Source organism: Rossellomorea sp. DUT-2, assembly GCF_052665285.1.
Window position 1 is genome coordinate 328333 of the sequence record NZ_JBQPEO010000002.1, and the last position, 25865, is coordinate 354197.

At 41.1% G+C, this 25865-nt stretch carries 28 protein-coding genes; 5 read left to right on the top strand and 23 right to left on the bottom strand.

Features of this window, described 5'->3' with window-relative positions; translation table 11 throughout:
• Window positions 1-236 precede the first annotated feature (236 nt).
• Entirely contained in the window at window positions 237-680 is a 444-nt protein-coding gene (locus ACOSV2_RS07335; RefSeq protein ID WP_428974578.1) for an Hsp20/alpha crystallin family protein, read from the top strand.
• A 57-nt stretch (window positions 681-737) separates the two neighbouring features.
• On the opposite strand, the gene ACOSV2_RS07340 is transcribed toward ACOSV2_RS07335, so the two are convergent.
• Window positions 738-1229, bottom strand: a complete 492-nt coding sequence (locus ACOSV2_RS07340; RefSeq protein ID WP_428974579.1) for a YppG family protein — start codon at window positions 1227-1229, stop codon at window positions 738-740.
• A gap of 201 nt (window positions 1230-1430) precedes the next feature.
• On the opposite strand from ACOSV2_RS07340, the gene yppF reads away from it, so the two are divergent.
• Window positions 1431-1613: a YppF family protein gene (gene yppF, locus ACOSV2_RS07345; protein ID WP_148969432.1), complete on the top strand. Its 183-nt coding sequence runs from the start codon at window positions 1431-1433 to the stop codon at window positions 1611-1613.
• 27 nt (window positions 1614-1640) lie between these two features.
• On the opposite strand, the gene ACOSV2_RS07350 is transcribed toward yppF, so the two are convergent.
• From ACOSV2_RS07350 to ACOSV2_RS07360, 3 genes are all read right to left on the bottom strand, one after another.
• Complete coding sequence (locus ACOSV2_RS07350) at window positions 1641-1997, bottom strand: YppE family protein (protein ID WP_428974580.1); 357 nt, start codon at window positions 1995-1997, stop codon at window positions 1641-1643.
• A gap of 69 nt (window positions 1998-2066) precedes the next feature.
• Entirely contained in the window at window positions 2067-2321 is a 255-nt protein-coding gene (locus ACOSV2_RS07355) for a hypothetical protein (protein ID WP_428974581.1), read from the bottom strand.
• A 741-nt stretch (window positions 2322-3062) separates the two neighbouring features.
• A complete protein-coding gene (locus tag ACOSV2_RS07360; RefSeq protein WP_428974582.1) occupies window positions 3063-4100 on the bottom strand; it encodes a DUF2515 family protein in 1038 nt (345 codons plus the stop codon).
• A 114-nt stretch (window positions 4101-4214) separates the two neighbouring features.
• Here ACOSV2_RS07360 and recU point away from each other — a divergent pair, with 114 nt between their 5' ends.
• The gene (gene recU / locus ACOSV2_RS07365; protein WP_428974583.1) at window positions 4215-4823 is read left to right on the top strand and encodes a Holliday junction resolvase RecU; all 609 of its coding nucleotides are present in this window, start codon (window positions 4215-4217) and stop codon (window positions 4821-4823) included.
• 103 nt (window positions 4824-4926) lie between these two features.
• The gene (locus ACOSV2_RS07370; protein WP_428974584.1) at window positions 4927-7662 is read left to right on the top strand and encodes a transglycosylase domain-containing protein; all 2736 of its coding nucleotides are present in this window, start codon (window positions 4927-4929) and stop codon (window positions 7660-7662) included.
• A 37-nt stretch (window positions 7663-7699) separates the two neighbouring features.
• Here ACOSV2_RS07370 and ACOSV2_RS07375 read toward each other — a convergent pair whose 3' ends face one another.
• The 12 genes from ACOSV2_RS07375 to panB form a co-directional block, all read right to left on the bottom strand.
• Window positions 7700-8215, bottom strand: a complete 516-nt coding sequence (locus ACOSV2_RS07375) for a YpoC family protein (protein ID WP_428974585.1) — start codon at window positions 8213-8215, stop codon at window positions 7700-7702.
• Window positions 8206-8868, bottom strand: a complete 663-nt coding sequence (gene nth, locus ACOSV2_RS07380; RefSeq protein WP_428974586.1) for an endonuclease III — start codon at window positions 8866-8868, stop codon at window positions 8206-8208. The genes ACOSV2_RS07375 and nth overlap by 10 nt, the downstream gene beginning before the upstream one ends.
• Window positions 8869-8969: 101 nt before the next feature.
• Complete coding sequence (locus ACOSV2_RS07385) at window positions 8970-9680, bottom strand: DnaD domain-containing protein (protein WP_113970679.1); 711 nt, start codon at window positions 9678-9680, stop codon at window positions 8970-8972.
• A 795-nt stretch (window positions 9681-10475) separates the two neighbouring features.
• Window positions 10476-11768, bottom strand: coding sequence for an asparagine--tRNA ligase (asnS, locus tag ACOSV2_RS07390; protein WP_428974587.1), 1293 nt, complete (start codon window positions 11766-11768; stop codon window positions 10476-10478).
• 148 nt (window positions 11769-11916) lie between these two features.
• Window positions 11917-13107 (bottom strand): pyridoxal phosphate-dependent aminotransferase, encoded by a 1191-nt coding sequence (locus tag ACOSV2_RS07395; protein ID WP_428974588.1) that lies wholly within the window; start codon window positions 13105-13107, stop codon window positions 11917-11919.
• A gap of 17 nt (window positions 13108-13124) precedes the next feature.
• Window positions 13125-13601: a cell wall elongation regulator TseB-like domain-containing protein gene (locus tag ACOSV2_RS07400; protein ID WP_428974589.1), complete on the bottom strand. Its 477-nt coding sequence runs from the start codon at window positions 13599-13601 to the stop codon at window positions 13125-13127.
• Window positions 13602-13613: 12 nt separating this feature from the next.
• Window positions 13614-13784 carry a YpmA family protein gene (locus ACOSV2_RS07405; RefSeq protein ID WP_082051082.1) on the bottom strand — a complete coding sequence of 57 codons (171 nt, stop codon included), beginning with the start codon at window positions 13782-13784 and terminating at the stop codon, window positions 13614-13616.
• Between the two features lie 222 nt (window positions 13785-14006).
• Entirely contained in the window at window positions 14007-14852 is an 846-nt protein-coding gene (locus tag ACOSV2_RS07410; RefSeq protein ID WP_428974590.1) for a hypothetical protein, read from the bottom strand.
• A 71-nt stretch (window positions 14853-14923) separates the two neighbouring features.
• Window positions 14924-17725: an ATP-dependent DNA helicase DinG gene (gene dinG / locus ACOSV2_RS07415; protein WP_428974591.1), complete on the bottom strand. Its 2802-nt coding sequence runs from the start codon at window positions 17723-17725 to the stop codon at window positions 14924-14926.
• 116 nt (window positions 17726-17841) lie between these two features.
• Window positions 17842-18225, bottom strand: a complete 384-nt coding sequence (panD, locus tag ACOSV2_RS07420) for an aspartate 1-decarboxylase (protein WP_113970685.1) — start codon at window positions 18223-18225, stop codon at window positions 17842-17844.
• Window positions 18218-19087, bottom strand: a complete 870-nt coding sequence (gene panC, locus ACOSV2_RS07425; RefSeq protein ID WP_428974592.1) for a pantoate--beta-alanine ligase — start codon at window positions 19085-19087, stop codon at window positions 18218-18220. Before panC ends, panD begins: the two co-directional genes overlap by 8 nt.
• The gene (gene panB, locus ACOSV2_RS07430; protein WP_428974593.1) at window positions 19084-19923 is read right to left on the bottom strand and encodes a 3-methyl-2-oxobutanoate hydroxymethyltransferase; all 840 of its coding nucleotides are present in this window, start codon (window positions 19921-19923) and stop codon (window positions 19084-19086) included. Before panB ends, panC begins: the two co-directional genes overlap by 4 nt.
• A 101-nt stretch (window positions 19924-20024) precedes the next feature.
• Here panB and ACOSV2_RS07435 point away from each other — a divergent pair, with 101 nt between their 5' ends.
• A complete protein-coding gene (locus ACOSV2_RS07435) occupies window positions 20025-20186 on the top strand; it encodes a hypothetical protein (protein ID WP_428974594.1) in 162 nt (53 codons plus the stop codon).
• Between the two features lie 17 nt (window positions 20187-20203).
• On the opposite strand, the gene ACOSV2_RS07440 is transcribed toward ACOSV2_RS07435, so the two are convergent.
• Genes ACOSV2_RS07440 through ACOSV2_RS07470 form a run of 7 tightly spaced genes read right to left on the bottom strand, consistent with a single transcriptional unit; the run spans window position 20204 to window position 25830 of the window.
• Entirely contained in the window at window positions 20204-21187 is a 984-nt protein-coding gene (locus ACOSV2_RS07440; RefSeq protein ID WP_428974595.1) for a biotin--[acetyl-CoA-carboxylase] ligase, read from the bottom strand.
• On the bottom strand, window positions 21172-22365 hold the full coding sequence (locus ACOSV2_RS07445; RefSeq protein WP_428974596.1) for a CCA tRNA nucleotidyltransferase: 1194 nt from the start codon (window positions 22363-22365) through the stop codon (window positions 21172-21174). Before ACOSV2_RS07445 ends, ACOSV2_RS07440 begins: the two co-directional genes overlap by 16 nt.
• Before the next feature lie 42 nt (window positions 22366-22407).
• Window positions 22408-23532 carry an N-acetyl-alpha-D-glucosaminyl L-malate synthase BshA gene (bshA, locus tag ACOSV2_RS07450; RefSeq protein ID WP_428974597.1) on the bottom strand — a complete coding sequence of 375 codons (1125 nt, stop codon included), beginning with the start codon at window positions 23530-23532 and terminating at the stop codon, window positions 22408-22410.
• A gap of 4 nt (window positions 23533-23536) precedes the next feature.
• On the bottom strand, window positions 23537-24238 hold the full coding sequence (bshB1, locus tag ACOSV2_RS07455) for a bacillithiol biosynthesis deacetylase BshB1 (RefSeq protein WP_428974598.1): 702 nt from the start codon (window positions 24236-24238) through the stop codon (window positions 23537-23539).
• A gap of 1 nt (window position 24239) precedes the next feature.
• Window positions 24240-24647, bottom strand: a complete 408-nt coding sequence (gene mgsA / locus ACOSV2_RS07460; RefSeq protein WP_397553541.1) for a methylglyoxal synthase — start codon at window positions 24645-24647, stop codon at window positions 24240-24242.
• 12 nt (window positions 24648-24659) lie between these two features.
• Window positions 24660-25430: a 4-hydroxy-tetrahydrodipicolinate reductase gene (dapB, locus tag ACOSV2_RS07465; protein ID WP_428974599.1), complete on the bottom strand. Its 771-nt coding sequence runs from the start codon at window positions 25428-25430 to the stop codon at window positions 24660-24662.
• Entirely contained in the window at window positions 25417-25830 is a 414-nt protein-coding gene (locus ACOSV2_RS07470) for a nucleotide pyrophosphohydrolase (RefSeq protein ID WP_220154070.1), read from the bottom strand. The genes dapB and ACOSV2_RS07470 overlap by 14 nt, the downstream gene beginning before the upstream one ends.
• Between the last annotated feature and the right edge of the window lie 35 nt (window positions 25831-25865).

Sequence of the window (25865 nt, forward strand, 5' to 3'; positions counted from 1 at the left end):
CAGGTATCACCTCTTCTATTCATTTTACCGAATCTATGTTCGAAACTAAAGAAAAAAAAACCAGGTTATCTTTTCCACAATTATCAAATTAGAATGCTAAGGAGCTTATATCGGGAAGACTTTGACTCTTTGCCCTTGTTCATGAACCGGTCTATATGGAGGTATAGGACAAATGCACATTTTCAGGGAGCGTTCATACACTAGTATGAATACTTTTGCGTGAAAGGAGAATACCCATGACGAACGAGAAAAAAGGTTTTGGTGACCTGATGCATTCCATGAACGAGTTTTTTCATGAAAGACCTATGAAAGGAATGCTTCAAAGCATTGATGAATTTTTCACATCATCTTCTAACCCATTTGGTTCTTTCCCGGTCGAGTTAACTGAAACAGACAATTATTATATCGTGACTGCACAACTACCTGGTATTAAAAAAGAGCAGATACATCTTGATGTGTTCCCTCAGTACATTACGATTTCTGTGACCAATAAAGAAGAGTTCTCCGAGGAAAATGATCAAAATCAAATGATAAGAAGAAAGCAATCCATGAAAAAAAGCAGCAGGACCATTCCATTTCCAAGGGTGGTTAATGAAAAGAATGTGAAAGCTTCTCATAAAGATGGATTGCTGACTGTCAAGGTAGACAAAGAATCCGGTAAACGAATACCTATAGAATAAGTTTCCTATTACCATTTGAAAAAGGAGCTGCCGAGTCGGCAGCCCCTTTTTGTCATTCTATAGTTTAAATATCCCACCCAAGCCTTTTACCAAAGAGGAGACTTGATTAATTGCCCCCATCATTTGTCCTGTCGTATTCATCATTTTATTAAAATCCAAAGATCCATCCTGTGACTTGAATGAATTCATGATCGAACTTACTCCTCCAGACTGAGGTTTAGCCATGAACGAGGCCTTCGGATATGGATTAGCATAAGCCTGTTGCTCCATTGCTTTCATTTGGTACGGATTATATTCTTTCTGCTGTAAAGGATTTTCAAAATATGGATTCATTTGCTGCTGGTTCATCTGTTGATATTGGTTCATTTGAAACCCCGGTGCAGGATATTGGGCTTCTGGTTGAGGATAATAATTAGGTTGGAAAGCTCCATATTCTGGAGGTCGCATGCCCTGTCCTTGATAGTTCATCACTGGTACCATATACGTTGATTGCGAATGATAATTTGGGTGATAGTTACGCATCTGTCTAGAATGAAGTAAAGAATTCATACTTAGCCCCCTTACTTTATAATGGTTACTATACTTTATGTTTTAACTGGATAAATGGTGAAAGAACCCATAAAGATATTTCGACAAACACTAGAATAATGTCGGAAGTTACACTATTCTTACAACTTAAAGAAAGGGTTTTCTATGATAGGATAAATGTAGATGCAACGCAATGAAATATAAGTATTGGGAGGAATTAAGATGAACCTGAGTGAACTGCTGAAGAGATACGAAAGTAGTAAACATTATCAAGCAACGGATCAACAAGAACTTCTTACAATGGCCAAAAAACTTTATATTTCTAATGAGATTTCATTGCATCATTATAAAGAGCTGTCGAAGCAAATCAATACAATAGAAGAAAAAGCAATTTCAACTCCATAATAAAAGAGGCTGCCGATCGGCAGCCTCTTATTTTCCATTCAATTCATCCAACTGGGTTTGCAGTACGTAAGAGACAGATTGATAATGACTGATAAACCGATTGTAACTGGACTCTGGAAAGAAACAGTGAACCGATAGCATCTCAATATTGTCGAACGTGTTCAAGATTTGAGGAAAATGAAGGTGTTTTGGCCTTTGTTCCTTAATCCAAATCAAGGACAATTCTTTCCACGTATCATTCGCCGCTTTTACTTTATCGGCAAAAGGTTTCACTTCTGTGTAAAAGTCTCCTTTTTCACTTGACTCACGTCTGCCTTTATATTCTTTCATCATCTGCTCAGCAAGGATGAGCAGTTCCCCCGTAACTTGCTTTAACTCTTTCAAAAAAAGCCCTCCGTAAAAATGTAGACAAAAATAAAAAGTAGCAAAACGCTACTTTCTTATAAATTCAGTTTAAGACGTCTTATAGGATAATTCAAGTTTTTGTAAGACAAAGGACTTTTCTCTATTTTTCATACGAACGGTTTTAGATTCCGCTTTTCTCTCCACTGAGTTCAATGCACTGTCGATTTTCTGTATCTGGTTCGTTAACGAATTCATTCCTTCTTGCTCTTCAACTGAGATTCGATCATGCAGACTTTGTTCTAATTGATTCAAACTTTCTTCAATTTCAGCTAGTTTCAACATAATATCTTGTTTTGGAAGCATTGTGAATCCTCCCACCTTTTTTTTGGATTAATACTGTAATTCTCTCTTTATGAGCCGTTCCCTTCCCCCCTGACAAAACTAGAAGCGTTTCGCCAAAGAAAGTGTTAAATGGACATTACGTTAATTATGTTTCGACACTTACTGAATAAATAAGGCGTTAACTAGAAAATAATATAGGGGGAGGTGTTACCAAATGAAAAATCAAAAAAACAAACAAAACAAACAGCAAACTACAAATTCAGGCCAAACCAAAGCCTCAAAAGGCAACCCCAAACTAGAAGGCGAAAACCGCCCTTCGACATAACAAAGCGGAAGGGCTTTGCCCAGAGGCGACAAGCATAAGGCGAGAACACCGGAAAGGCGCTCTTTGCCTTTTTGGTGTTCTTGACTTATGACCTCGAGCCTCTAAGCCCTGTAGCTGGACTAATAAGAAAACGGAGGCGGCTCGTTCAGACCCGACAAGCATAAGACGAACCACCCGGAAAGGCGCTCTTTGCCTTTTTGGGTGGTTTGACTTATGACCTCGAGGGTCTAGCCGCCGGAGTTGGACTAATAAGAAAGCGGAAGGGCTTTGCCCAGACCCGACAAGCATAAGGCGAGAACACCGGAAAGGCGCTCTTTGCCTTTTTGGTGTTCTTGACTTATGACCTCGAGCCTCTAAGCCCTGTAGCTGGACTAATAAGAAAACGGAGGCGGCTTGTTCAGACCCGACAAGCATGACAAAAGGAGACCAGCACTAATTTAGAGTGTGGGTCTCTTCTTCTTTCTACCCCTCTTCCAGATCTTTTTTAACCCCTCTTTTACATTCGCCACCTTCTCAAGCTGCCTTTGTTTATGAAAAAACCATTTTGTTAATTCGATTCCATGAGGGAGTCCCTGCTCTTGGTACCACTCCTTATTCATTTTCTTCTTAATCGACCAGTCCTTATGAGACTTCCAATGATGTGGAACATCGTCATAAGCTTGATGGAGCATTGGCGTATTCGTTTTTGGGACTCCCTTACAATACTGTTCGTAGTCTCTTCTGGATCCTGTATGCTCTACTTGTAAAGCAAAGTTCAAAAAGGAGGAATGATGATCAGGATGAAATAAAATCGTAAATAATTTATTTCCTAAAAGAATTCTGTTTTCTATTTTTCTGAAGCCATGGACACTCGCACCTAAAAGTTTCCCCTCTAATGTCGGAAATAGAACGGAGCTGAAATGAAGATGATCTTCAATAAAGAATAGAGTTGAACCAAACACCCTCTTCTTAAATACCTCATGTTCAATGACCGGTCCTTGAATGAGGTGCTGCTCATTTATTATTAGAGAATGAACCAATCTATGGTCATCTCTCTCCATCCAATAACGATTCCACTCCTCTTCCATGAAGCTTGAAATATGAAATTCTTTAAACAAATGAAACATTTTCTTCTTATACCTCGTCGAATAATGATAGAGAAGGAGTTGAGGAAAGGCATCCTGAAAAATGCTCCAGTTGGCTCTTTCATACGTCATGAATAGATCATCGCGGGTAGCCGGATGTAAAAGGCGCGTGAAGATATCACCTTTAAGATCGGTCATATTCCAGCCGGCATTCCTTGATACCACCGAAGCCAGGAAAGACCATTTTATTTCAGGATGAAGAAGGAAGAATTTTTGATAAGCCATCGTTCTTGATATATTATCTTGATTATGCAGATTCACTAGTTGCTTGATTTCATGAATCCACTCATTTGTAAGTTTAGGTTCAGCTATATAGGGTAAAAAGCGATAAGTATTGCTCATTTCATCCATCCTTATTATCCCCCTTTCTCCTTAGCCATAGATTGAGGAGATTTGTAAACAATTATTCACACAAATTGGAGTGGTTTCTGTTATGATATAGATTAGTCTGCGAGGTGAATTACCATGAAATTCCATTATCCTAATGGGAAGAAATATGTGGAAGCGCCATTACCCTCAAAAAAAGCGAAGGCAAAACCGAAACAACTATCATATAGCAACAGAGGTATGACCCTTGAAGAAGACATTAATGAAACGAACCAATATTATTTAACGTTTCATAAAGCAGTCATTCACAAAAAACCGACTCCCGTTCAAATAGTGGATGTCCATTATCCATCGAGAAGTGCGGCCGTCATTAAGGAAGCATACTTTAAGCAGCCCTCCACGACGGATTATAATGGTGTGTACAACGGAAGATATATCGACTTTGAAGCGAAAGAAACAAAGAATAAAACATCCTTTCCACTTCAAAATTTTCACGAGCATCAAATCCGGCATATGGAAAACGTCCATAATCAAGACGGCATTACCTTCGTACTAGTAAGGTTTTCTGCTTCCGAAGAAGTGTTCTTACTTCCCTACCAAGCTCTAAGGGTTTATTGGGACCGCATGATAAATGGAGGAAGAAAATCAATCAAACGGGAAGAGCTTGAGGAAAAAGGAGTCATCATTCCTTTGGGACTACATCCCAGGGTCGATTATTTAAAAATAGTCCATCAGTTATATTTTTAGTTTACGAAAAATGAGTTAATCTATAATTTATCTCAATATCAGTAGTATATTTTAAATCTTAGACAATACTAAAAACACTGAAGATTGAAAGTGAGGAAACAATATGGCTGGTCAATATAAGTCAAGGGAAGAAAAGCGTCTGGCCCAACAAAAGTCAAAATCCACAAAGAGCAAGAAAAAGGGCTCTATGGTTAAACGCGTCATTATATCATTATTTATCATCGGTATTATCGGGATGCTTGCAGGTGCAGGATTATTTGCTTATTATGCGTCCAGTGCCCCAAAGCTTGATGAAAAATTACTCAAGGATCCGATTGCATCAGAAATTTATGATATGAACGGGGAATTGATCACGACCGTCGGGAAAGAAAAACGGGAATACGCAAACTTCGATGATATCCCAAAGATCATGCAGGACGCGGTCCTTGCCACAGAAGACAATCGATTCTATAAGCATAACGGAATTGACTTGATTCGATTAGGGGGCGCCGTCATAGCCAATGTTACAGGCGGTTTCGGTTCAGAAGGAGCTTCGACGATTACCCAGCAAGTGATCAAGGGTTCTTTTTTAAGCCCTGAGAAAACGTTAAAAAGAAAAGCTCAAGAAGCATGGCTGGCTCTTAAGCTTGAGCAGGAATATACAAAGGAAGAAATCTTTGAAATGTATTTCAATAAAGTGTATATGTCCGCTGGAATAAACGGAATGGCTACTGCTGCAGACTATTATTACGGTAAAGACATTAAGGACATCGAGCTTCATGAAGCAGCCCTGATTGCCGGACTGCCTCAAAGCCCAAACAATTATAATCCTTTTAAATACCCTGAAAAAGCGGAAAAGCGACGAAATATCGTCCTATCTTTAATGGAACAGCACGGTAAAATCAATGAAAAAGAAAAAAAGGAAGCACAGGCCATCCCGATCACTAAAGGATTGGTATCAGCTGAAGAAGTCGAAAAGAAAAACGGAAACAAATATCCTGCGTTTGTGGATGCGGTTATTGATGAAGTACAAAAAATGGGTGACTATAACCTGTTTTCAGATGGCTTAAAGGTTTATACAACCGTTGATCCAAATGCTCAAAAACGTTTGGAAGAAATTTTAGCAGGTGAAAATACCAGCTTCAGTTATCCCGAGAATCCTAAAGAGCCCCTGCAGGCGGGGGTAACCCTTATGGATACGAAAACGGGAGAAATCAGAGCGATTGGTGGCGGCAGAGAGCAGGATCCAAACGTTCAGCGTGGATTTAACTTTGCGATCGATACAAAACGTCAGCCCGGATCTACGATTAAGCCTTTATTAGACTATGCTCCTGCCATCGAGCATTTAAAATGGTCAACCTACCATATTTTAAATGACGAGCCTTATAAATATTCTGATGGAACAGAACTTAATAACTATGATGGTCAATTCAAGGGGCCGATCACGATACGTGAGGGTCTCTGGGATTCCCGAAATATCACTGCTCTTAAAGCCTTTCAGGAAGTCGGTCCAGAGAAAGCAGAGGAATTTGTGAATGGTCTCGGATTAAAGTTCGATCATTATTATGAATCTGCTTCAATCGGCGGTGTGTCTCCTGGGGTAAACTCCGTACAAATGGCCGGCGCTTATGCCGCATTTGGGAATGAAGGTATTTACAACAAGCCGCATACGGTTACAAAAGTTGTCTTACGCGATGGTGAAACAGAGATTAAAAATGATAATAAACCAAAGCCGGCAATGAAAGAATATACCGCTTATATGATTTCTGATATGCTGCAGAGCGTGATCGACCATCCAAGAGGAACAGGCCTTTATGCCAAGGTGCCTGGATTACCGATGGCCGGAAAATCAGGTACGACGAACTATACTCAAAAAGAACGCGAAAAATATGGAATTGCTAAAACAGGCGCACCTGATTCATGGTTTGTAGGCTATACCACAAACTACACAGCGGCGGTTTGGACTGGATATAAGACTCGTTCCATATCACTATCCCCTACGGATAGAAGGGTTTCACAATACATTGTCAGTGACCTGATGAGCTATGTTCATGAAGGCGTTGACACACCCGATTTTAATAAACCGGACAGCGTGGTTGAATCCAAGGTTGAACTAGGAAGCAATCCGCCTAGACTACCAAGTGAATACACTCCAGATGACAGAGTGATTACTGAATTATTCGTCCGTGGAACGGAACCTTCCAAGGTTTCAAAAGAATTCGACAAGATTGATGCACCTTCAAATCTGAAAGGTAAATTCAATAAGAAGGATCAAACCATCACTCTTGCCTGGGACTATGGTAAAGAGAAGGACGTTCAGTTTGAAGTTGCGGTTTCGATAAATGGTGAAGCGAAACAAGTATTATCGACAACGGATAAGAAAGGATTAAATGTAGAAAACATTCAATCCCAAGGAACGTTCACCTTTGAGGTTGTAGCCATATCAGGAGATCAGCGCAGTAATCCTGCAACCGTCAATGTTGATGTCAAGTCTACTGATGATGAAGATAAAGAAAAACCAGATGAAAACAACGATGAAAATCAAGATAACAATGGTAACAATAATGGAAATAACAACGGTAATGGAAATGGTCAAGGAAATGGTCAAGGAAATGGTCAAGGAAATGGTAATGAAGAAGATTCAGGTAATGATGGTGAAGACACAGGTGGCGATGATGGCACTACTCCTCCACCTGAAGGAGATGGAACTGGTGACGGAGGTACAGATGACGGCACTGGTGATGGGACTGGAACCGGTGATGGAACTGGTGACGGTACCGGCAACGGATCAGGAACTGGAGATGGTGCCACGAATGGTGCACCTGCTACCCAATCGGACTCCCGAAGAGAACAAGAATAAGGTAAAAAGGCAACGAGAACATTTTCTCGTTGCCTTTTTAATTTTCTCTAGCCCGCTTTAGAGCCAGAGATTTAGCATATTGTTTATGTTGTTCCTCGAATAGCTGAGATAACTGTATGAAAGAATGGAAAAGGGTTGGATTGTTCCTGATAAATGACATTCTCTCCCCTGCGTTGACCGGTTTAATGGAAAGACTATCAATGGGAGTAATGTCAGAATTTAATATTACCGGCATTGAATTACTCCAGTATAAAAGCATATAAGCTTGTGCAATACTCTTTTTCATCAGAGGTAATGTATCCTTGGAACGTTTATTAAATAACGTTTTAAGACACTCCTCCCCCTCTCTCCAGCTTTTAAGTATGTTACCTATGAAGTATTCATGATCCACCCAGGGAAGCGAACCTGGAGACTCCTCATTGAAATAGAGAATTTCATAAGCGAAGAAAGGCTCATAAAGTATGATATGAGAAGTATCCACTCTCACTTTTAAATCAGGAAAGAAAAAAGGATCCTTTAGTTGTAATGGAACGCTTAAGGTCATTACTTCCATATGTTACCTTTTTTCTTTAGCCTCTTCTGACCTTCTCTGCATAAATCGACCAGCGGGCATACATCACATTGGGGTGATTGGGCTTTACAATGGTACCTTCCAAAGAAAATCAACCGGTGATGAGTTTCGGACCATTCTTCCTTCGGGATTTTTTTCATTAACGTTTTCTCTACTTCTAATACGTTATCTTTCCATCGGCAAATCCCTAATCTCTTACTTACACGTTCAACATGGGTATCAACTGCCAGAGCCGGCACTCCAAATGCAACCGATACTACTACATTTGCTGTTTTCCTTCCTACACCCGGCAGCTTCACTAATTCTTCATGACTTTCAGGAACATTCCCCCCATGTTCAGTCAGGATGATCTCACATAGTTTACGAATGTTTTTCGCTTTGTTTCGGTACAACCCGATGGAACGTATATCCTGTTGAAGTTCTTCCAAAGAAACATTCAGATAATCTTCAGGTTGCTTATATTTTTCAAATAAGCCTTTTGTAACTTTATTCACGAGGGCGTCAGTACATTGAGCCGACAGAAGCACCGCAATGACAAGCTCAAAAGGATTTTCATGACGCAGCTCACAGTGAGCGTCTGGAAACATCTCTCTCATTTCATCTAAGCAAATTTGTATTTGTTTTTTATTTAGCATGTATCCTACTACCTCCAACTTGTCCTAAAAATCAACAACGATTATCCAAAATAAAAATAGACCAACCCTCAAGCATTTGAGAGTCAGCCCCTTTTTTCTTCCTATTGCTCAAGCCAATTATAAAATGGTACTGATTTTCGTTTAGGAGAAGCAGCAGAATCATTGGAAGCTGCGGGGTTTTGGTGAGAACGGAAGCGCTGGCTTTGGTTACGCGCATCTTCAATGGTTTTCACACCGTTTTTCTTCCATTCGAATAGAATCCGATCGATATATCTAAAATTCAGCTTGCCGGATATGACAGCTTCTCTCAATGCCGCTTTAATAATAATAGCATTATGATCATCCTGATCCAACCACATGGCCAGGGTTTCACATTCTAACGGAGATAGCGGACGACCAAATTCCTGTTCGAATGTCGTGTAAATGTCCGCTTCTTCTTCCATGGATTTCTCCATCTGCTTCATTTTGGAATCCTGAATTACGAACTCAGCCATCTTTTCCCATAAAGGATTAAGAGAATACTTTTCAAACAGGATTCCATCTGGTGAAGATCCCTCTTCGATCGATAGAAACTGTTGTTGCATTAACTTTCTTAAAATAGATGAACAGTATTCGGTAGAAATACTCATAGGTTCCGAGAGCTCTTCTGGTGTCGGAAAATAGTTTCCCTTTTCCAGATGACCGTAAATTTGCAATAATAGAACAAACTCTGACTCATTTAAACCCAGGGTATTGTAATTTGATAATAATAATTGCGGAATGTTAAGTGTCCCCTCTTCGATCCAGGACACCATTAAACGTTTATAATCCATATTCGGCACACCTCACTCACTAGTATATCATGCTTCAGTATATGTGGACATGGATATGAATTAGAAGAAAGATGGAAAATTGAATCAGTGGCAGTGTAAAAACAGGGACCGTTCCTTTCCGCGGGGAGGAAGTCGAGCCTCCTCGACGTACCGTCTGTGGGGTCTCGACCTTTCCTCTATTTCCCGCAGGAGTCAAGTGCCTTCCGCTACAATCCACTCTGTGCTACTACATTCGACTTAAACTAATTATGGAAAGACAAACACAAAAAGTTCAGATTTAGTTAGTATTATAAATGCGCCCTATATCTAAACTTCCGCATGTGTTATCACGAAGAAAATCAGGATGAATCAATCGGACCTAGCGCAAATTCACGCCTGATTTGAATTCCACCAAAAATGACGCATAAAAGTTGTACAAAAACCCTCTATACACAAAGAAGAAGGCTTTGAAACGGTGCTGTCATTGTTAAGAAAAGAAGCAGCTTAAAATTGTAGATTCTCTTATTTTTAAGTAAACCTTTTGGCTCTGTCACGAAAAATCTATTTAAGATGGTGAGGGGAACTGCGTAGACTCCTGCGGAAAAACGGGCGTGCCGAGACCCCGGAAGCGAAGCTGAGGAGGCTCGGCCGTACGTCCGCGGAAAGCGAAGCAGTTCCCCTCACCATCTAGCACTCACTGTCTGACAGAGCCCGGGCAGAGCTTATCTTAAAAAACCATCTTAGCGAAGGAAAAGAAAAGAACCGGCCGGGATTGCCCTTAATGCAATCCGGCCAGCTCTTTGTTTGGTGTTTGTATTATGGATATAAACGGTTTAGTAGACGCGGGAATGGGATGGTTTCCCTTACGTGTTCTACTCCGCTTATCCAAGCAACTGTTCTTTCAAGTCCAAGACCGAATCCTGAATGAGGAACAGATCCATATTCTCTTAGTTCCAAGTACCACTTGTACGCATCTGTAGCAAGTTCGTGCTCTTCAATGCGACGTTTCATAAGTTCCGCATCGTGGATACGCTCTGAGCCACCGATAATCTCTCCGTACCCTTCTGGTGCGATCAGGTCGGCACATAATACGACATCATCACGGTCTGGATCAGGTTGCATATAGAAAGGTTTTAGAGAAGTCGGGTAATGCGTGATAAATACCGGCTTGTCGTAGCTTTCAGCTATGGCTGTTTCATGTGGAGCTCCGAAATCGTCTCCCCACACGATATCATCGAATCCTTTTTCATGCAATAACTTAAGTGCATCGTCATAAGTGATTCTCGGGAAAGGCGCTTTGATCTGCTCTAATTTAGATGTATCTCTTCCTAATCGATCTAATTCAAGCTTGCAATTTTCCAGGACCGATTGAACGATATAAGAAACATATTGCTCCTGCACTTCCAGGTTATCTTTAAAATCATAGAATGCCATTTCAGGCTCGATCATCCAGAATTCGATTAAATGACGACGGGTTTTCGATTTCTCCGCTCTGAAAGTCGGTCCGAAAGAGAATACTTTCCCTAATGCCATGGCCGCTGCTTCCATATACAGCTGACCACTCTGAGAAAGATAGGCATCTTCTTCAAAATATTTAGTGGCGAATAACTCGGTCGTTCCTTCCGGAGCACTTCCAGTCAGAATGGGAGGATCCACCTTTACGAATCCTTCTTGATTAAAGAACTCATAGGTTGCACGGATGATTTCGTTACGCACTTTCATCACGGCATGCTGTTTACGGGAACGAAGCCAAAGGTGACGATGATCCATCAGAAATTCTGTTCCGTGCTCCTTCGGTGTAATTGGATAGTCCACTGCTTCATGAATCACTTCTACGCTTTTCACTTGCAGTTCGTATCCAAACGGTGAACGGGAATCTTCTGAAACCGTTCCTGTAACATATAGAGATGTTTCTTGAGTTAATGATTTTGCTTTTTGAAAGATTTCTTCTTCCACTTCACTTTTTACGACAACACCTTGAATGAATCCAGTTCCGTCACGAAGCTGAAGAAAGGCGATTTTTCCACTTGAACGTTTGTTGGCAAGCCAAGCACCAATGGTTACTTCTTCTCCTACAAACTTACTTACTTGAGATATAGTAGTTTTCACGATTTTTTCCCTCCAAAAAAACTTAAGACGCTTATGTATCGTTATTTATTATACATTTACCGTTATCCCGCCGCAATAGATACAGCAAAACGGGGATGAATTTAAGGAAAAAGCAGACCGAAACGAACACGGTCTGCAAACCTTGTAATTATTTACTCTTCCTAACAACAAATTCGTGCATTCTCTCAATTGCTTTTTCGAGTGCATCAAGACTTGTGGCATAAGAAAGACGGATATTATTGTCCGATCCGAAACCAGAACCAGGTATAACCGCTACCTTTGCCTCTTCCAGCAGAGCTTTGGTAAATTCGTCGACATTGTTGTAGCCTGTATTCTTGGCCGCTTCTGACACATTCGGGAACAGATAGAAAGCACCTTGAGGCTTCAAACAATGAAACCCTGGAATACTGTTCAATTTATCAAAAACAATGTTTAAGCGTTCTTCAAATGCCTGTCTCATTTCCTCTACAGGATGTTGATCTCCCAAATAGGCAGCAACCGTCCCATATTGTGAAGTTGTCGTTGGGTTAGAGGTTGAATGACTGGCAAGATTGGTCATTGCTTTAATGATTGCCTCGTTCCCTGCCGCATATCCAATCCTCCATCCCGTCATGGAATGAGATTTTGACACCCCGTTGATCACGATGGTTTGCTCTTTAAGTTCAGGAGACAATTCAGCAATAGACGTGTGTGAATTCCCGTCGTATACAAGCTTTTCATAAATCTCGTCTGAAACGATCAGAATATCGTTCTCTAAGCATACTTCTCCAATTGCTTGTAACTCTTCGTGGGAGTATAGCATGCCTGTAGGGTTACTAGGTGTGTTGAGAATGACTGCTTTCGTTTTGGAAGTAATCGTCTCTTTTAACTGCTGTGGAGTAACTTTGTACTCGTTCTCTTCTTTCCCTTCAACGATCACGGGAGTTCCTCCGGCAAGCTTCACTTGTTCAGGATAGCTGACCCAGTATGGAGTAGGAATGATGACTTCATCATTTTCGTTTAAAAGAACTTGAAACAATGTATAAAGGGCATGCTTTGCACCACTCGTCACGATGATCTCAGATGGTTTATACGTAAGTTTCTGATCTGTTTCAAATTTATGGATGATAGCTTCTTTCAATTTGGCCATACCACCGGATGGAGTATACTTTGTGTGGCCTTCAGTCATGGACGCATACGCAGCATTGATGATATGTTCAGGAGTATTAAAGTCAGGTTCACCTGCACCTAAACCGATAACATCAATACCCTGTGACTTCATTTCCTTTGCTTTTGCAGTAATCGCTAAAGTCGTTGATGGTGTTAAAGCACTAACTCTGTCAGCTAACGTAAATTTCATTGCAGTATTCCCCCTGATCATAAATTTTCAATTTTTCTCCACCATTCTCCAGTAGAAAACAGCAGGTAGAAGTAATTTAAATTGTCTTGTTGATCCAAGTAGGTGATTTCCCATACAGGCCCAACAGATTCATATCCTAAACGTACCGATAATAATTCCTTCGGTTGTTTTTCCTCATTTAGTTTATTGATTGCCTGTTCTTTTGAGATACCATCTGCCCATTTTTTCTCGATTATTTTCCCTTTTTTATTGGGTACCCAAGCGACGAGCTTCTCATTTTGATCATCCTTGCCTGTCACAACAACATATGACTTAGATCCGTTATAGAAGCTTGTGTTTTCAACGTCAACGATAGCCGTTTCAGCTTTCACTCTATTCAGAGCTTTCTCTGCCTGATTATCCAATGGGTTCCGGGAAACTTGATAAAGTACGACCGAAGCCGTTATCCCAAGGACTAAGAACAATAGGGCGATAATTGTTATCCATTTTTTCATTACAATCACTCTTTATGTACGATATATTGTTAATACTGCTTGATTCTGATCTTCCGGATCTAAGGCTAAACCAAACATATAATCATCTTTTTTTAAGGTTCTATTTAATGTATCAACCACTTTATATAAGTTATCCGTATATTCGATACGAACGGTGGAAAGAATTTCAATTCGGCTCTCCATGGTGTTCCTCCTTTTACCCGCTTACTTAAGTTACTCCCTTAATAAAAAACATTTTTTCTACTCATGACGTCCGGCTATTCGCCACACTATGAGTAAGAAACGCTACACACATTATAACAACATTAATGGTTATTATGGTAGAGCGTATCACAAAATCGGTATTCTAATCCACACTCAGTGAGGCTGACAACTTAGTCAGCCTCACTTTTTTCTCTTTCGGCATTAGTGTTTCCCGCCCTCTTCTTTAAACACTCCATCTTCTTGATCAAAGGTAAGCACTTCGTAGTTTCGCTTATTAAATTTGATGGAGATCAATCCATGTTGCCCAGTTAAATACAGATCAATCCACGCCTCGTTGATGGCTTCGAGCATTTCACCATTAAGAAGCCTTTCCTTAGAACGGTACAGTAAAGCCGTTTGAGGATCGATATGCTTCAGAAGACGGTGAGACATGCTTTCCGATTTAGAATGAAGAGGTATTTTAACAATATTGACGTTCTTTAGTGGTTTTGTAAGTAAAACCTCTTCAGAATGCAATGATTGTGAGCTCAGCCACAAAAAGCGATGATGGAAGAAGGTAATGGAAAAGTCCAATCCCTCTCCTTTCTCATTGCCTTCATGCATCACATTTAATGCTACCTCTTTTGAAAGCGAGTATGATTGATCCTCTGTGATCGTGTGCATCCTAAAGGAACCTTTTTTCTGTATTGCTTCAGCCAGGGATTTACCCGTTATTATTTCTTTTATGGAGTACTTCTTACCAAGTTCAGTAATCATATCCTCATGCACTTCTCTTTTTTCCGTGAGGATGATTCCCTTAATGTTGTCAATATGCATTTGATTCAAATAATAATATAATTGTTTACTTTCCTGAAGGGGTCCTGTATTAATTAAATAATTTTTCCCGGAAGCTAAATGAAGAACTGCTACCTCCCCTTTTAAAACAGGAAGAAAACTAATCGCATACTCCTCATGTGATACATGTAAATCCACCTGAGGCACTTTCATTCCATAGGCATTTGAAATGACAAGGAAAAAAGTCAGCATTACCGAAAAGATCACTCTCATTTTCAATCCTCCAGTTTCACATCTACTCTTTAGGTTGTGTTAAAGAGTAAAATTTATCACTGAAGTTTAGTCTAGAGCCAATCTTCAATCCATGAAACCAAATCAAATAAATCTCCTTCTTTTAGTTCCATTGAAGGAATCGACTGCAAGAAAGCCTTACCATACCTTGTCGTCATCACTCTTCGGTCATATACAATCACGATTCCCCGATCACTGCTTCTTCTAATCAGCCTTCCTACCCCTTGCTTGAACCGAATAATCGCTTCGGGTAAAGAGTGAGAAGAAAACGGGTTCTTTCCTTGAGCCTTGAGGATATCTGATTTTGCCTGATTGACAGGCTCGTCAGGTGGTGAAAATGGAAGTCTGACCATGGCAAGACAAGAGAGGTCTTCTCCTGGAATGTCTACACCCTCCCAGAAACTACTCGTTCCAAATAAAATCGCCTTGTCAAATCGCTGGAAGTTCTTTGTCAGCCGTGTACGACTTCCTGAGGTGATTCCTTGTGCCATTAATACATATTCCTCTAATAAACCACTTTCTTTCATCAGCTCATACGTTTTTCTTAACATATCGTAAGACGTAAATAAGATGAGCATTCTCCCTTTCGTCGCTTGAGCCACTCCAATTAAATGCGAGCTTATTGCTTCAATATACTCTTCACTTTGAACTTGCTGAATTTCAGGGACGTCTGTTGGGACGAACAATCTGGAAACTTCATTGTAGTCAAAAGGAGAAGTAAGCTGTAACTGCTTTACCCCTTGACCTATGAGTCCAATCTCGTTTAAGAAGTAATTGAAAGACCCGCTGACGGTCAGGGTAGCTGAAGTAAGGACGACACTTTTCTTTTTGGCAAAGATCTCATCTTGAAGATTACGATTGACGGTAACTGGTTGAGCTTGGATAGAAAGACTATTCGGCAATGATCTTGTATCTCCATCTAACCAGAGAACATGGTTGTTCATTTCTCTTAAAAAGACGGTTTGAAAATTCATTCTCAACTCTGCCCAATCCACTAAAAAGCTGTAGAATTCTTCAATCAAGGCTTTTTCTTTATCTTGTAGCTTGATCTTCTTATTCTTGATGGTCTCCAGAATCTGATGAAACTCTTTTTCCACAAACTTCATTCCTGAAATAACCCGTTCCATGGACATGATTACAGGTTGAAAGTAGCTGCTCTTCTTCATTTCGTCCGTAATTCTCAGCTGTATTTTTTGTACCCCGGTTCTCTTTTTGGCTTTCTTATAGAAAACGCTCGTCAACACTCCGATGGCCTCTTCTAAATCAATGTAAAACTGACTAATACGAGAATCCAATTCAAATGAGTGGGTATTCATTTGAATTGAATGGTTGGAAATAAGCTGATCAAGTCGATAGAACAACTGTTTTTGGTCCAGAGTTCCTAACTGGGAAGTACTAAACTTAATGGAGAGATAATCCATTACAACTCCAAGGTGCTGTCTTGCTGACTTCTCCAGATGATGAGCCTCATCTATCACTAAGTAATCGTAAGGAGGAAGCATGCTGCTTTCCTTCACGATATCAGTCAGAAGCATTGAGTGATTTGTAATGATGATATCTGCTTCTTGAGCACTCTTTCTTGCGAAAAGATAGAAGTCTTTCCCGACCCAGGGATCTTTTGTATGAGGTAAGTGCCATCCGTCATGTTTTAGACGATTCCAGAACAACTGCCCCCCGGAAGTAAGGTTAAGTTCATCCATATCACCGGACTCTGTTCGTGTAAGCCATACCAGAATTTGCATCTTTGTCAGTACTACGTCATATTGAGACTCATCTTCCCTGAGAGACTGTTCAAACTTAAACAGGTTTATGTAATGATTTTTCCCTTTTAGTAGTACGGTTCTGAATGGTGTAGGGCTTATTTTTTCCAATAATTTAATTTCCTTATGAAGTAATTGCTCTTGCAATTGAATGGTGTATGTACTGATGACCACTTTTTCATGAGAGCCCTTGGCAAACATGACCGCAGGCCATAAGTAGCCCAGTGACTTGCCAACCCCTGTCCCCGCTTCTATGACCACATGCCGGGATTCATGAAAAGCCTGTTGAATCTCATCCATCATTTCCATTTGCTGCTCTCTCTTCTCATAGAAGGGAACATATTGCGCCAAGTGTTCGTCTATATCGGGATCATCAATATGGAGATTTTCAATAGTTGATTCATCTTTCTTTGAAGCGGATTTCTTCCGGAGAGCCAGTCCCCGATATACCTCTAACTGTCGTGGAAGGTCCTCTACGTGTTTTTGTTTCTCACTCACAATACTGTCAAACAATAAGGAAAGATCACTTTTCAAATGACGTGAAAGCTTGTGAAGATTTTCGAGTGTGACTAAGGGCAGCTTTGACAATTCTTCAATAAAATAAAGAAGAATTTCGGCTGTCACATAGGCATCACTGTCTGCCTGGTGAGGCCTTACGTGGCTTAAATCCAATGTATTGGATAATTCCGTCAGCTTAAAACTGTCTGCTGATGGTAAGGCCACTTTAGCTAATTCTACTGTATCGAAGCTAGGACCCGTAAATGGGTTATAGCCTGCATCTTCCAGTTCTGCTTGAAGGAATGATAGATCGAATTGAACGTTGTGAGCAACAAAAACGCCATGATCCAGAAGCTCTAGTATTTTCGGTGCAATTTCATGAAAAGCTGGAGCGTCCTTGACCATTTCATCATTGATCCCCGTCAATTCCTCAATAAACGCAGGAATCGGTTTTCCAGGTGACACAAATGATGTGTATTGGTCAATGATCTTTCCGTTTTCTATAATAACCGCTGATAGTTGGATGATTTTTTCTCCCTTTTTAGGAGAATTTCCTGTTGTTTCAAGATCGATAACAACGAGTTTAAATGGGTACATGTTCTTCACTGCCTTTATTTAGATCCTACTTCATACTCTTATGATTTCTAAATAAGTGTACCATAAACAAAAAAGCAAGTCTCCTATTCACAAATGAGAAGACTTGCCGCTTTCTTTTATAGTATTGTCGCTTCAGGTTCTGTACCGATCATGTCAATGATACGGTTATTTTCTCCCATGATAGCCACTTTCGGGATATGGTCATGGACCATTTCCTCAGCTATCAGTTTATACGATATGATGATGACAATATCACCTTTTTGCACAAGTCTTGCAGCAGCGCCGTTCAAACATATGACGCCGCTTCCTCTTTCACCTGGTATAATGTAAGTCTCCAGGCGGGCTCCATTGTTGTTGTTTACAATCTGAACCTTTTCATTCGCCATCATTCCGACTGCATCTAATATATCCTGATCGATGGTAATGCTTCCCACATAATCCAAGTTCGCTTCTGTTACAGTCGCTCTGTGGATTTTACCACTCATCATCGTTCTAAACATTTGAATCCTCCTCTGGTTCTACACTGATGATTATATTATCAATTAATCTGGCCTGTTGAAATTGAACTGCCAGAGCGATAATGATCTCACCCTGTAATCTGGACAGTTCCGCTAGCTCAGGAAAGGAGTACGCTTCCACATAATCGATTTTTCCCGAGGTATTTTCTTGAACGTTCATAGAAATCATGGAAATAATCGAATCGGGGTCTCTCTCTCCGGCATCAATACGATTTTTTGCTTCTATCAGACTTTGATAAAGTGAAGGAGCTTCCCTTCTCTCTTCTTTTGATAGATAGACATTTCTTGAGCTTTTCGCCAAGCCATCCTCTTCCCTGACGGTAGGCACCCTCACAATTTCCACCGGAAAGAAATAATCCCTTACTAACCCTTCCACTACGGCAATCTGCTGGGCATCCTTCAGCCCGAAATATGCTCTGGTCGGCTGAATAAGGTGAAACAATTTAGTCAGAACGGTTACCACTCCGTCAAAATGACCTTCCCGTTTTCGTCCGCACAGTACTTCTACCCGCTCGATCACACTCAAGGTTACTGATTGTTTCCCATCATACATATCTACCACTTCAGGAATAAAGAGTATATCAACCCCAACATTCCTTGCTAACTCCGCATCTCTTTCAACATCACGAGGATAGCGGTCGAAGTCTTCATTCGGACCGAACTGCAGGGGGTTTACAAAGATACTCATCACGACAGTATCGTTGTTTTTCCCTGCTTCCTCCGCCAGAGTCAAGTGACCTTCATGAAGGTACCCCATTGTAGGGACAAATCCGATAGAGGAACCTGAATTCTTTACTTGTTGTATCGAGGCTTGCAGATCTTGTATGTTCGTTATCACTTTCATTTTTTCATTCCACCATAGAGAGTTTCCAATTCTTCATCCCGCATCGTGAAGGAATGGTCATCAGATGGGAAGCTCCCCCCTTTAACTTCTTCTATATAGTCTTTTATGCTGATATGAATGGCTTCTGATATATTGTTGTATTGTTTAACAAACTTAGGCACACGGTTCACCCCGTATGTTACAAGATCGTGGAACACTAATACTTGGCCGTCTGTTTCACTGCCTGCACCAATTCCAATGGTCGGAATCGTTAATGCTGCTGAAATCTCTTTGGCGATTTGCTTTGGTACACACTCTAACACAAGAGCAAAGGCACCTGCCTGTTCACATTTTATGGCATCATCGATCAACTTTTTGGCTGTGTCGGCTGTTTTTCCTTGTACTTTATATCCTCCAAGGACACCGACGGATTGAGGCGTTAAACCTAAATGAGCCATAACGGGTATCCCGGCACTTGTAAGGGAATGGATACGATCAATCACATGATCTCCCCCCTCTACCTTCACAGCGTGAGCGCCTCCCTGTTGAAGAATCTGAGCCGCTGTTTTAAGAGTTTCATCCCTAGACAAATGGTAGGACATAAACGGCATATCAGTGACGATAAAGGTATCTTTCGCCCCTCTTTTTACGGCTTTCGTATGATGAATCATATCTTCAACTGTAACAGGTACCGTTGAGTCGTAACCCAATACAACCATTCCGAGGCTGTCACCAACAAGGATGACATCAATTCCAGCTTCCTCCGCTATCTTGGCACTTGGATAATCATACGCTGTAAGCATGGAAATCTTTTCTTTCTTATTCTTCATCTTAAAAAAATCTGTCGTTTGTTTCATAATGTCCTCCTTCTTTTCAGTCAGAGGTGACGAAACGAAATGAAAGCACTTTCAATACAGAACTAAAAAAACCTCCTGAATAAATGACAGAAGGATCATAAGTGTTTAGTATCATTGTTTCGACCCTCTGTCCCAGTCCACAATGGATCAAGGCAGAAATTGTATTAAAGTTAATAAAAGCTGAACGTATAGGGGTGCAGTTCCAAGGATACTGCCCAATGAGATTATACCATAAAAAAACCGGGATGGAAGCAATCGGATAGCCACATCCCGGTTTCACTTAAATATTCACTTCAATATCTGCAGAATAAATCTGATGAACGGTCCCTGCTGAGTCTTCGATCTTCAGAACGCCTTCATCAGTTATCCCGAGTGCCCTTCCTTGAATCGTTCCATTGATGGTACGGGCACGGATTTTCTTACCGATACTGATTGCATAACTCTCCCATAACAGCTTGACCGGAGTAAAGCCTTCCTTCATATAAATAGAATATAGGGCTTCGATTCGTTCTAACACCTTTTGAACAATTTCTGATCTTGATAAAGGTTCTCCTTGTTCTATAGCCAGTGAGGTTGCAATCTTCTGAAGTTCATCAGGAAAGTGTTCCTTCGTATGATTTACATTCATGCCGATCCCGATAATAATGGAGTTTATTTTATCAGATTCAGCCTGAAGCTCCGTCAAAATCCCCGTCACTTTCTTTCCGTCAATTAGAATATCATTCGGCCATTTGATTTGCGGATGAAGGTCTGTTACTTCCTCAATCGCTTGAACGACGGCAACGGCAGTAATGAGTGTAAACTGTGGGGCCTTTTGAGGTGGAAGAAGGGGCTTTAAGATCAGACTCATCCAAATTCCCGTTCCCTTTGATGAGTGCCACTCTCTCATTAACCTGCCTCTTCCGGCAGTTTGTTCGTCAGCTATGACCAACGTACCTTCTGATGCACCGTCGCCGGCAAGCACATGAGCGATGCGCTGTGTACTTTGAACCGACTCTTCATAGTGTATCGCTCTGCCTAAGGTTTTCGTTTGTAACCCTAAGCGGATCTTACTTTCTGTCACACTATCAGGGGTTTCAATGATTCGATACCCTTTTTTTCTTACGGCTTCTAACACAAAGCCTTCTTTACGAAGTTCTTCAATATGCTTCCAAATAGCCGTTCTTGAACACCCTGCTATATCAGCCAGTGCTTGTCCGGATAAAAATTCCTGATCCGATTCAGACAAAGCGTGAAGCAGTTTCTTCTTTATAGTCGATTGCATGTCTGTAGCCACCTCCTTATCGTTTCTTTATCGTTATGAATTGTATCGGTAATAATCGCCCATTCAATTTCAGCCAAAAGTTCTTTCATCCATGGACCACCCTTTTTGTTCGCCCACATCATTAAGTCCTCTCCTGTTACATCCAGTTGTTGTCTCGATGTAATCGCTAATGATTGATATTCTTCTTTCACGTTTTCTATAGAAGAAACGGGTTTGGATTCTATGCATTCATGGACTTTCTCAACATTAACCGCTGCTTCCAGGCCGGCACGATAAAGCAAAGGCTTAGACCAGCCGGACTTCCTTCTTTCCTTTAAAATTTCAAGCTCCTTCGAACGTTCCCGTATCGTTTTCGTCGGAAGCCTCCAGTCTTTCAGAAAATCCTGGGTATCAATATCCCCAATGTACAAAAGAAGTAACCATGCTTGGTCCTTATTTATGTCTTCTAATCGAGGTAGATCCGCAACTTGTTGAAGAGTTTCTTTATGTTGAGTTAAATGAGGGAGTTCAGTATACAGTTTGGTACGGACCAGGAGGGAAAGTGCCTCTCGTTTCCATTTACCTCCCGCAATCTTCTCGAACTCCATCGTCTTTCTTTCTACGGCTATATGCTCAAGAAGGCTGGAGTGCTCTTCTAATGCATTCAGTGTAACAGGCTCGACCTTGAATCCTAATTGACTGACAAAGCGCACTCCCCTCATCATACGAAGAGCATCCTCAGTAAACCGTAAATCCGGTGATCCCACGGTCCTGATCACTCTATTATGTATGTCTTCGAGGCCCTTAAAGGGATCATATACTTTCCCATCAGCATCCATGGCCATACTATTCATCGTAAAATCACGGCGCTCCAGATCTCCTTCTAATGAGCGGATGAATTCTACCTTATCCGGCCTTCTAAAGTCCGCATAGGCAGATTCAGTCCTGAATGTCGTGATTTCATATTCTCTTCCCTCTTCAATGACCAGAATGGTTCCGTGTTCTATGCCGATATCAATTGTTCTCGGAAATATCTCCTTTATTTCTTGTGGATAGGCAGACGTTGCGATATCTACGTCGTTAATCGGACGACTCAGGAAGTGATCCCTGACGGATCCACCAACGAAATAGGCAACGAATCCCGCCCTTTCAATCTTCTTTAAAACGGGTACGGCTTGTTGGAACATACTCGGTAACATTTTTAACACCTGCTTTACTAGGATCTTTTCCTTCCGACTATATCATGATAGAAGCTCTTTGTAGATCCGTTCATACTCTTCGACAATTTTGCTGGAATGAAACTTTGTTCGGGCCGTTAGAAGCGCATGTTCCGAGAGTTCCCTGTGAAGTGTTTCATCTTTCAGCAACAACAGAGACTTTTCTGCCACTTGTGCAACGTTCCCGACTTCACATATATAGCCGTTGTATCCGTCCTCAATGACCTCCGGAATGCCTCCTACATTTGTCCCAATGCTCGGCACGCCGCAAGCCATAGCCTCCAGGGCAACTAAACCGAAACTTTCTTTTTCTGAAAGCAGCAGCTTAATATCACTAAGTGAATAAAGCTCTTCTAAGTTATCCTGTTTTCCAAGGAACAAAACTCGATCTTCTAGTCCGAGTTCTCCCACCTGTCTGCATATCACCGTCATTTCAGGTCCGTCCCCCACAAGTAGAAGCTTGGCTGGAATCTCGCTTTGTATAAGATTGAATGCCGCTACAACATCCTTTACTCTTTTCACCCCGCGAAAGTTGGAAACATGAATAATGACTTTTTCATTGTCCCTAATCCCATATTCATTTCTAAGATGCTGGGAATCTACTGCCTTGTATACTCTTTCATCTATGAAATTATAGACCGTTTGAATGTCCTTATCCGGCTGTATCAAGTCATTGGTTTGTTTCACTAATGCGGAAGAAACCGCGGTCACCACGTCAGACTTTTCGATCCCGAATCGAATCGCTCCTGTTAAAGAAGGGTCATAACCAAGTACGGTAATATCGGTGCCGTGCAAGGTGGTGACAATCTTAACATCTTTACCAGACATTTGTTTACCCAAAATGGCACAGACTGCATGAGGGATCGCATAATGTACATGAAGGATGTCCAGGTTCTCACGCTCCGTAATTTCTGCCATCTTATTCGCCAGTGCTATATCGTAAGGCGGGTATTGAAACACTGAATACTGACTCACTTCCACTTGATGAAAATAGATGTTGTGATACATTTTATTTAGCCGAAATGGAATGCTCGAGGTTATAAAGTGAATTTCATGACCTCTTTCTGCTAATAATTTCCCAAGCTCTGTTGCTACTACGCCAGAGCCTCCAACAGTCGGGTAGCAGGTAATACCTATTTTCATTTTCATACCATTAATCTCCTAACAAATCTTGATGCAATATTAGGGTGTTATAGGAAAAGAATCCTTCTGCATAACGTAAGCCCGCTTCTTTCCCCATCATTCGCTCCCTCGCTTCAACCGCTTCTATGTATCCTTCAGTTAAAGGAGTAGAAACTCCTTCAGATCCTTGGTTAAATTGGCTCGTATATGCCTCTAAGCTACGAATCTTTGTATTCATAAATGCCTCAATATTCACTACAAATTGTGGTTTATGAAAGCCGTTGATGATATAAAAATACAGATTATCCGCTTTATGTGCCGGAGTTGTGGCATTAAATTTCCGAATTCCAGCTGAAAAAAAAGCTTCTTTGATCAATCGTGAAGCATTCCCATGATCAGGATGGCGATCCTGATCGTAGGGAGCAAATATCACTTTCGGCTTGTACATTCTGATCACGTTAACCACTTTCTGTATGTTTTCATCTGTTATGTAAATGCCTCTATCAGGAACATCCAAGGTCTCCCTCTTGCAGGCACCTAATATATGTGCAGCTGACATTGCTTCTTCTTTACGCAAAGAAACGGTTCCATTTGATGAAAGCTCGGCTTCTGTGAGATCGCAAATCACAATCTTCTTTCCTTCTGCCGCATATTTTGCAAGGGTGCCCCCCATACCGATCTCCACGTCATCGGCATGTGCGCCAAATGCGAGGATGTCTACTTGTTGATCCACATTACTCCTCCTTATCCTTTACCACACTCCGCCACTCGATATCTCCTCTTTGAAGCCCTTTTACCAATACTTCTGCTGTTCCCATATTGGTCGCTAATGGAACTGAATACACATCACATAGTCTGATTAGTGCAGATACATCAGGTTCGTGAGGCTGAGCTGTTAAAGGGTCTCTAAAAAACAGGACAAGATCCATATTATTATTGGCAATATAAGAACCTATCTCCTGGTCTCCCCCCAGTGGACCTGACCGGAAACGATGGACAGATAATCCCGTTTCTTCCCCGATTCTCTTTCCCGTTGTTCCAGTGGCAAAAAGAGCGTGTTTCTCAATTATCGACTTATAAGCCAATACAAAACGAATCAGATCATCTTTTTTCTTATCATGAGCTATTAATGCGATATTCATAACACTCACCCTTTAATCTAATATATTTTCCAACCCGTAAACAAGTGTATCCAGCTTCATGACCGTATCAACGGAAACTTTCACTCCTGACATGAAGCTTCCCCGGTTAAAAGAGTCATGGCGGATTGTTAATGTCTGACCTTCCGCCCCTAACATAACCTGTTGATGAGCAATTAATCCCGGCAGGCGGACGCTATGGATATGCATGCCGTCAACATTCGCTCCCCTTGCACCAGAATGCGTTTCTTTTTCATCTGGGTGTCCCTGCTGCTTCGATTCTCTCACTTCCCTGATCATTTCTGCTGTTTTCAGAGCAGTCCCTGAAGGAGCATCCAGTTTTTGGTCGTGATGGTATTCAATGATTTCGACATCATTAAAATACTTAGCTGCCATTTGGGAAAATTTCATCATGAGCACTGCACCGATAGCAAAGTTAGGAGCGATGATACATCCCAATGACTTTGATTCCGCAAGTGTCTTTAGTTCATTTAATTCATCAGGAGAAAAACCTGTCGTTCCCACCACAGGTCTAACGCCGTATTCAAGGGCGGTTTTCGTGTGGTGATAACCTACCTCTGGAGTCGTTAAATCAATAAGCACATGTGGGGTTTGATATTGAAAGCATGTTTCAATATCAGCGTAAACCGGTACATCAATATCTATTTCTTCCTTGTAATCAACCACACTAATAAGCGTAAAATGTTCAGTATCCCTTACTAACTGAACCGCTTCTTTCCCCATTCTTCCTCTTGGTCCTGCAATCGTGACGTTAATTTGTTCCATCTTCATCCCTACCTTCAATTCTTGTCCAGCGATCTTTATCTCTTGTATTAAATTTATGCATCACACGATCGTGAGCCTCTTCCAGGCTGATATCCAGGGAGTTTGCCAAGCAGATGACCACAAACAATAAATCCCCCAGTTCTTCTTCAATCGTTTTTTCTTCTTCTGAATTCTTCTTAGGTTTTTCTCCATGATAATGATTCACTTCTCTCGCCAGTTCACCAAGCTCCTCGGTGAGCCTCGCAACCATTGCCAATGGACTGAAATAACCTTCTTTAAATTGACTTATGTATTGGTCTACTTCCTTTTGTAATTGATCCATCGTTTTTTTATTATCCATAAGAAGCCACACTCCTTCAGTATCTCCTATCATGTTAGCTAAATCCTTCCCGTTTGACAAATATTACGTTTGATTTATTAACTCTTCATTGCCAG

Coding starts and splice junctions, on each gene's coding strand:
- ACOSV2_RS07335 (WP_428974578.1), top strand. CDS start 237: ATGACGAACGAGAAAAAAGGTTTTGGTGACCTGATGCATTCCATGAAC.
- ACOSV2_RS07340 (WP_428974579.1), bottom strand. CDS start 1,229: ATGAATTCTTTACTTCATTCTAGACAGATGCGTAACTATCACCCAAAT.
- yppF (WP_148969432.1), top strand. CDS start 1,431: ATGAACCTGAGTGAACTGCTGAAGAGATACGAAAGTAGTAAACATTAT.
- ACOSV2_RS07355 (WP_428974581.1), bottom strand. CDS start 2,321: ATGCTTCCAAAACAAGATATTATGTTGAAACTAGCTGAAATTGAAGAA.
- ACOSV2_RS07360 (WP_428974582.1), bottom strand. CDS start 4,100: ATGGATGAAATGAGCAATACTTATCGCTTTTTACCCTATATAGCTGAA.
- recU (WP_428974583.1), top strand. CDS start 4,215: ATGAAATTCCATTATCCTAATGGGAAGAAATATGTGGAAGCGCCATTA.
- ACOSV2_RS07370 (WP_428974584.1), top strand. CDS start 4,927: ATGGCTGGTCAATATAAGTCAAGGGAAGAAAAGCGTCTGGCCCAACAA.
- ACOSV2_RS07375 (WP_428974585.1), bottom strand. CDS start 8,215: ATGGAAGTAATGACCTTAAGCGTTCCATTACAACTAAAGGATCCTTTT.
- nth (WP_428974586.1), bottom strand. CDS start 8,868: ATGCTAAATAAAAAACAAATACAAATTTGCTTAGATGAAATGAGAGAG.
- ACOSV2_RS07385 (WP_113970679.1), bottom strand. CDS start 9,680: ATGGATTATAAACGTTTAATGGTGTCCTGGATCGAAGAGGGGACACTT.
- ACOSV2_RS07395 (WP_428974588.1), bottom strand. CDS start 13,107: ATGAAATTTACGTTAGCTGACAGAGTTAGTGCTTTAACACCATCAACG.
- ACOSV2_RS07400 (WP_428974589.1), bottom strand. CDS start 13,601: ATGAAAAAATGGATAACAATTATCGCCCTATTGTTCTTAGTCCTTGGG.
- ACOSV2_RS07405 (WP_082051082.1), bottom strand. CDS start 13,784: ATGGAGAGCCGAATTGAAATTCTTTCCACCGTTCGTATCGAATATACG.
- ACOSV2_RS07410 (WP_428974590.1), bottom strand. CDS start 14,852: ATGAGAGTGATCTTTTCGGTAATGCTGACTTTTTTCCTTGTCATTTCA.
- dinG (WP_428974591.1), bottom strand. CDS start 17,725: ATGTACCCATTTAAACTCGTTGTTATCGATCTTGAAACAACAGGAAAT.
- panD (WP_113970685.1), bottom strand. CDS start 18,225: ATGTTTAGAACGATGATGAGTGGTAAAATCCACAGAGCGACTGTAACA.
- panC (WP_428974592.1), bottom strand. CDS start 19,087: ATGAAAGTGATAACGAACATACAAGATCTGCAAGCCTCGATACAACAA.
- panB (WP_428974593.1), bottom strand. CDS start 19,923: ATGAAACAAACGACAGATTTTTTTAAGATGAAGAATAAGAAAGAAAAG.
- ACOSV2_RS07440 (WP_428974595.1), bottom strand. CDS start 21,187: ATGCAATCGACTATAAAGAAGAAACTGCTTCACGCTTTGTCTGAATCG.
- ACOSV2_RS07445 (WP_428974596.1), bottom strand. CDS start 22,365: ATGTTACCGAGTATGTTCCAACAAGCCGTACCCGTTTTAAAGAAGATT.
- bshA (WP_428974597.1), bottom strand. CDS start 23,532: ATGAAAATGAAAATAGGTATTACCTGCTACCCGACTGTTGGAGGCTCT.
- mgsA (WP_397553541.1), bottom strand. CDS start 24,647: ATGAATATCGCATTAATAGCTCATGATAAGAAAAAAGATGATCTGATT.
- dapB (WP_428974599.1), bottom strand. CDS start 25,430: ATGGAACAAATTAACGTCACGATTGCAGGACCAAGAGGAAGAATGGGG.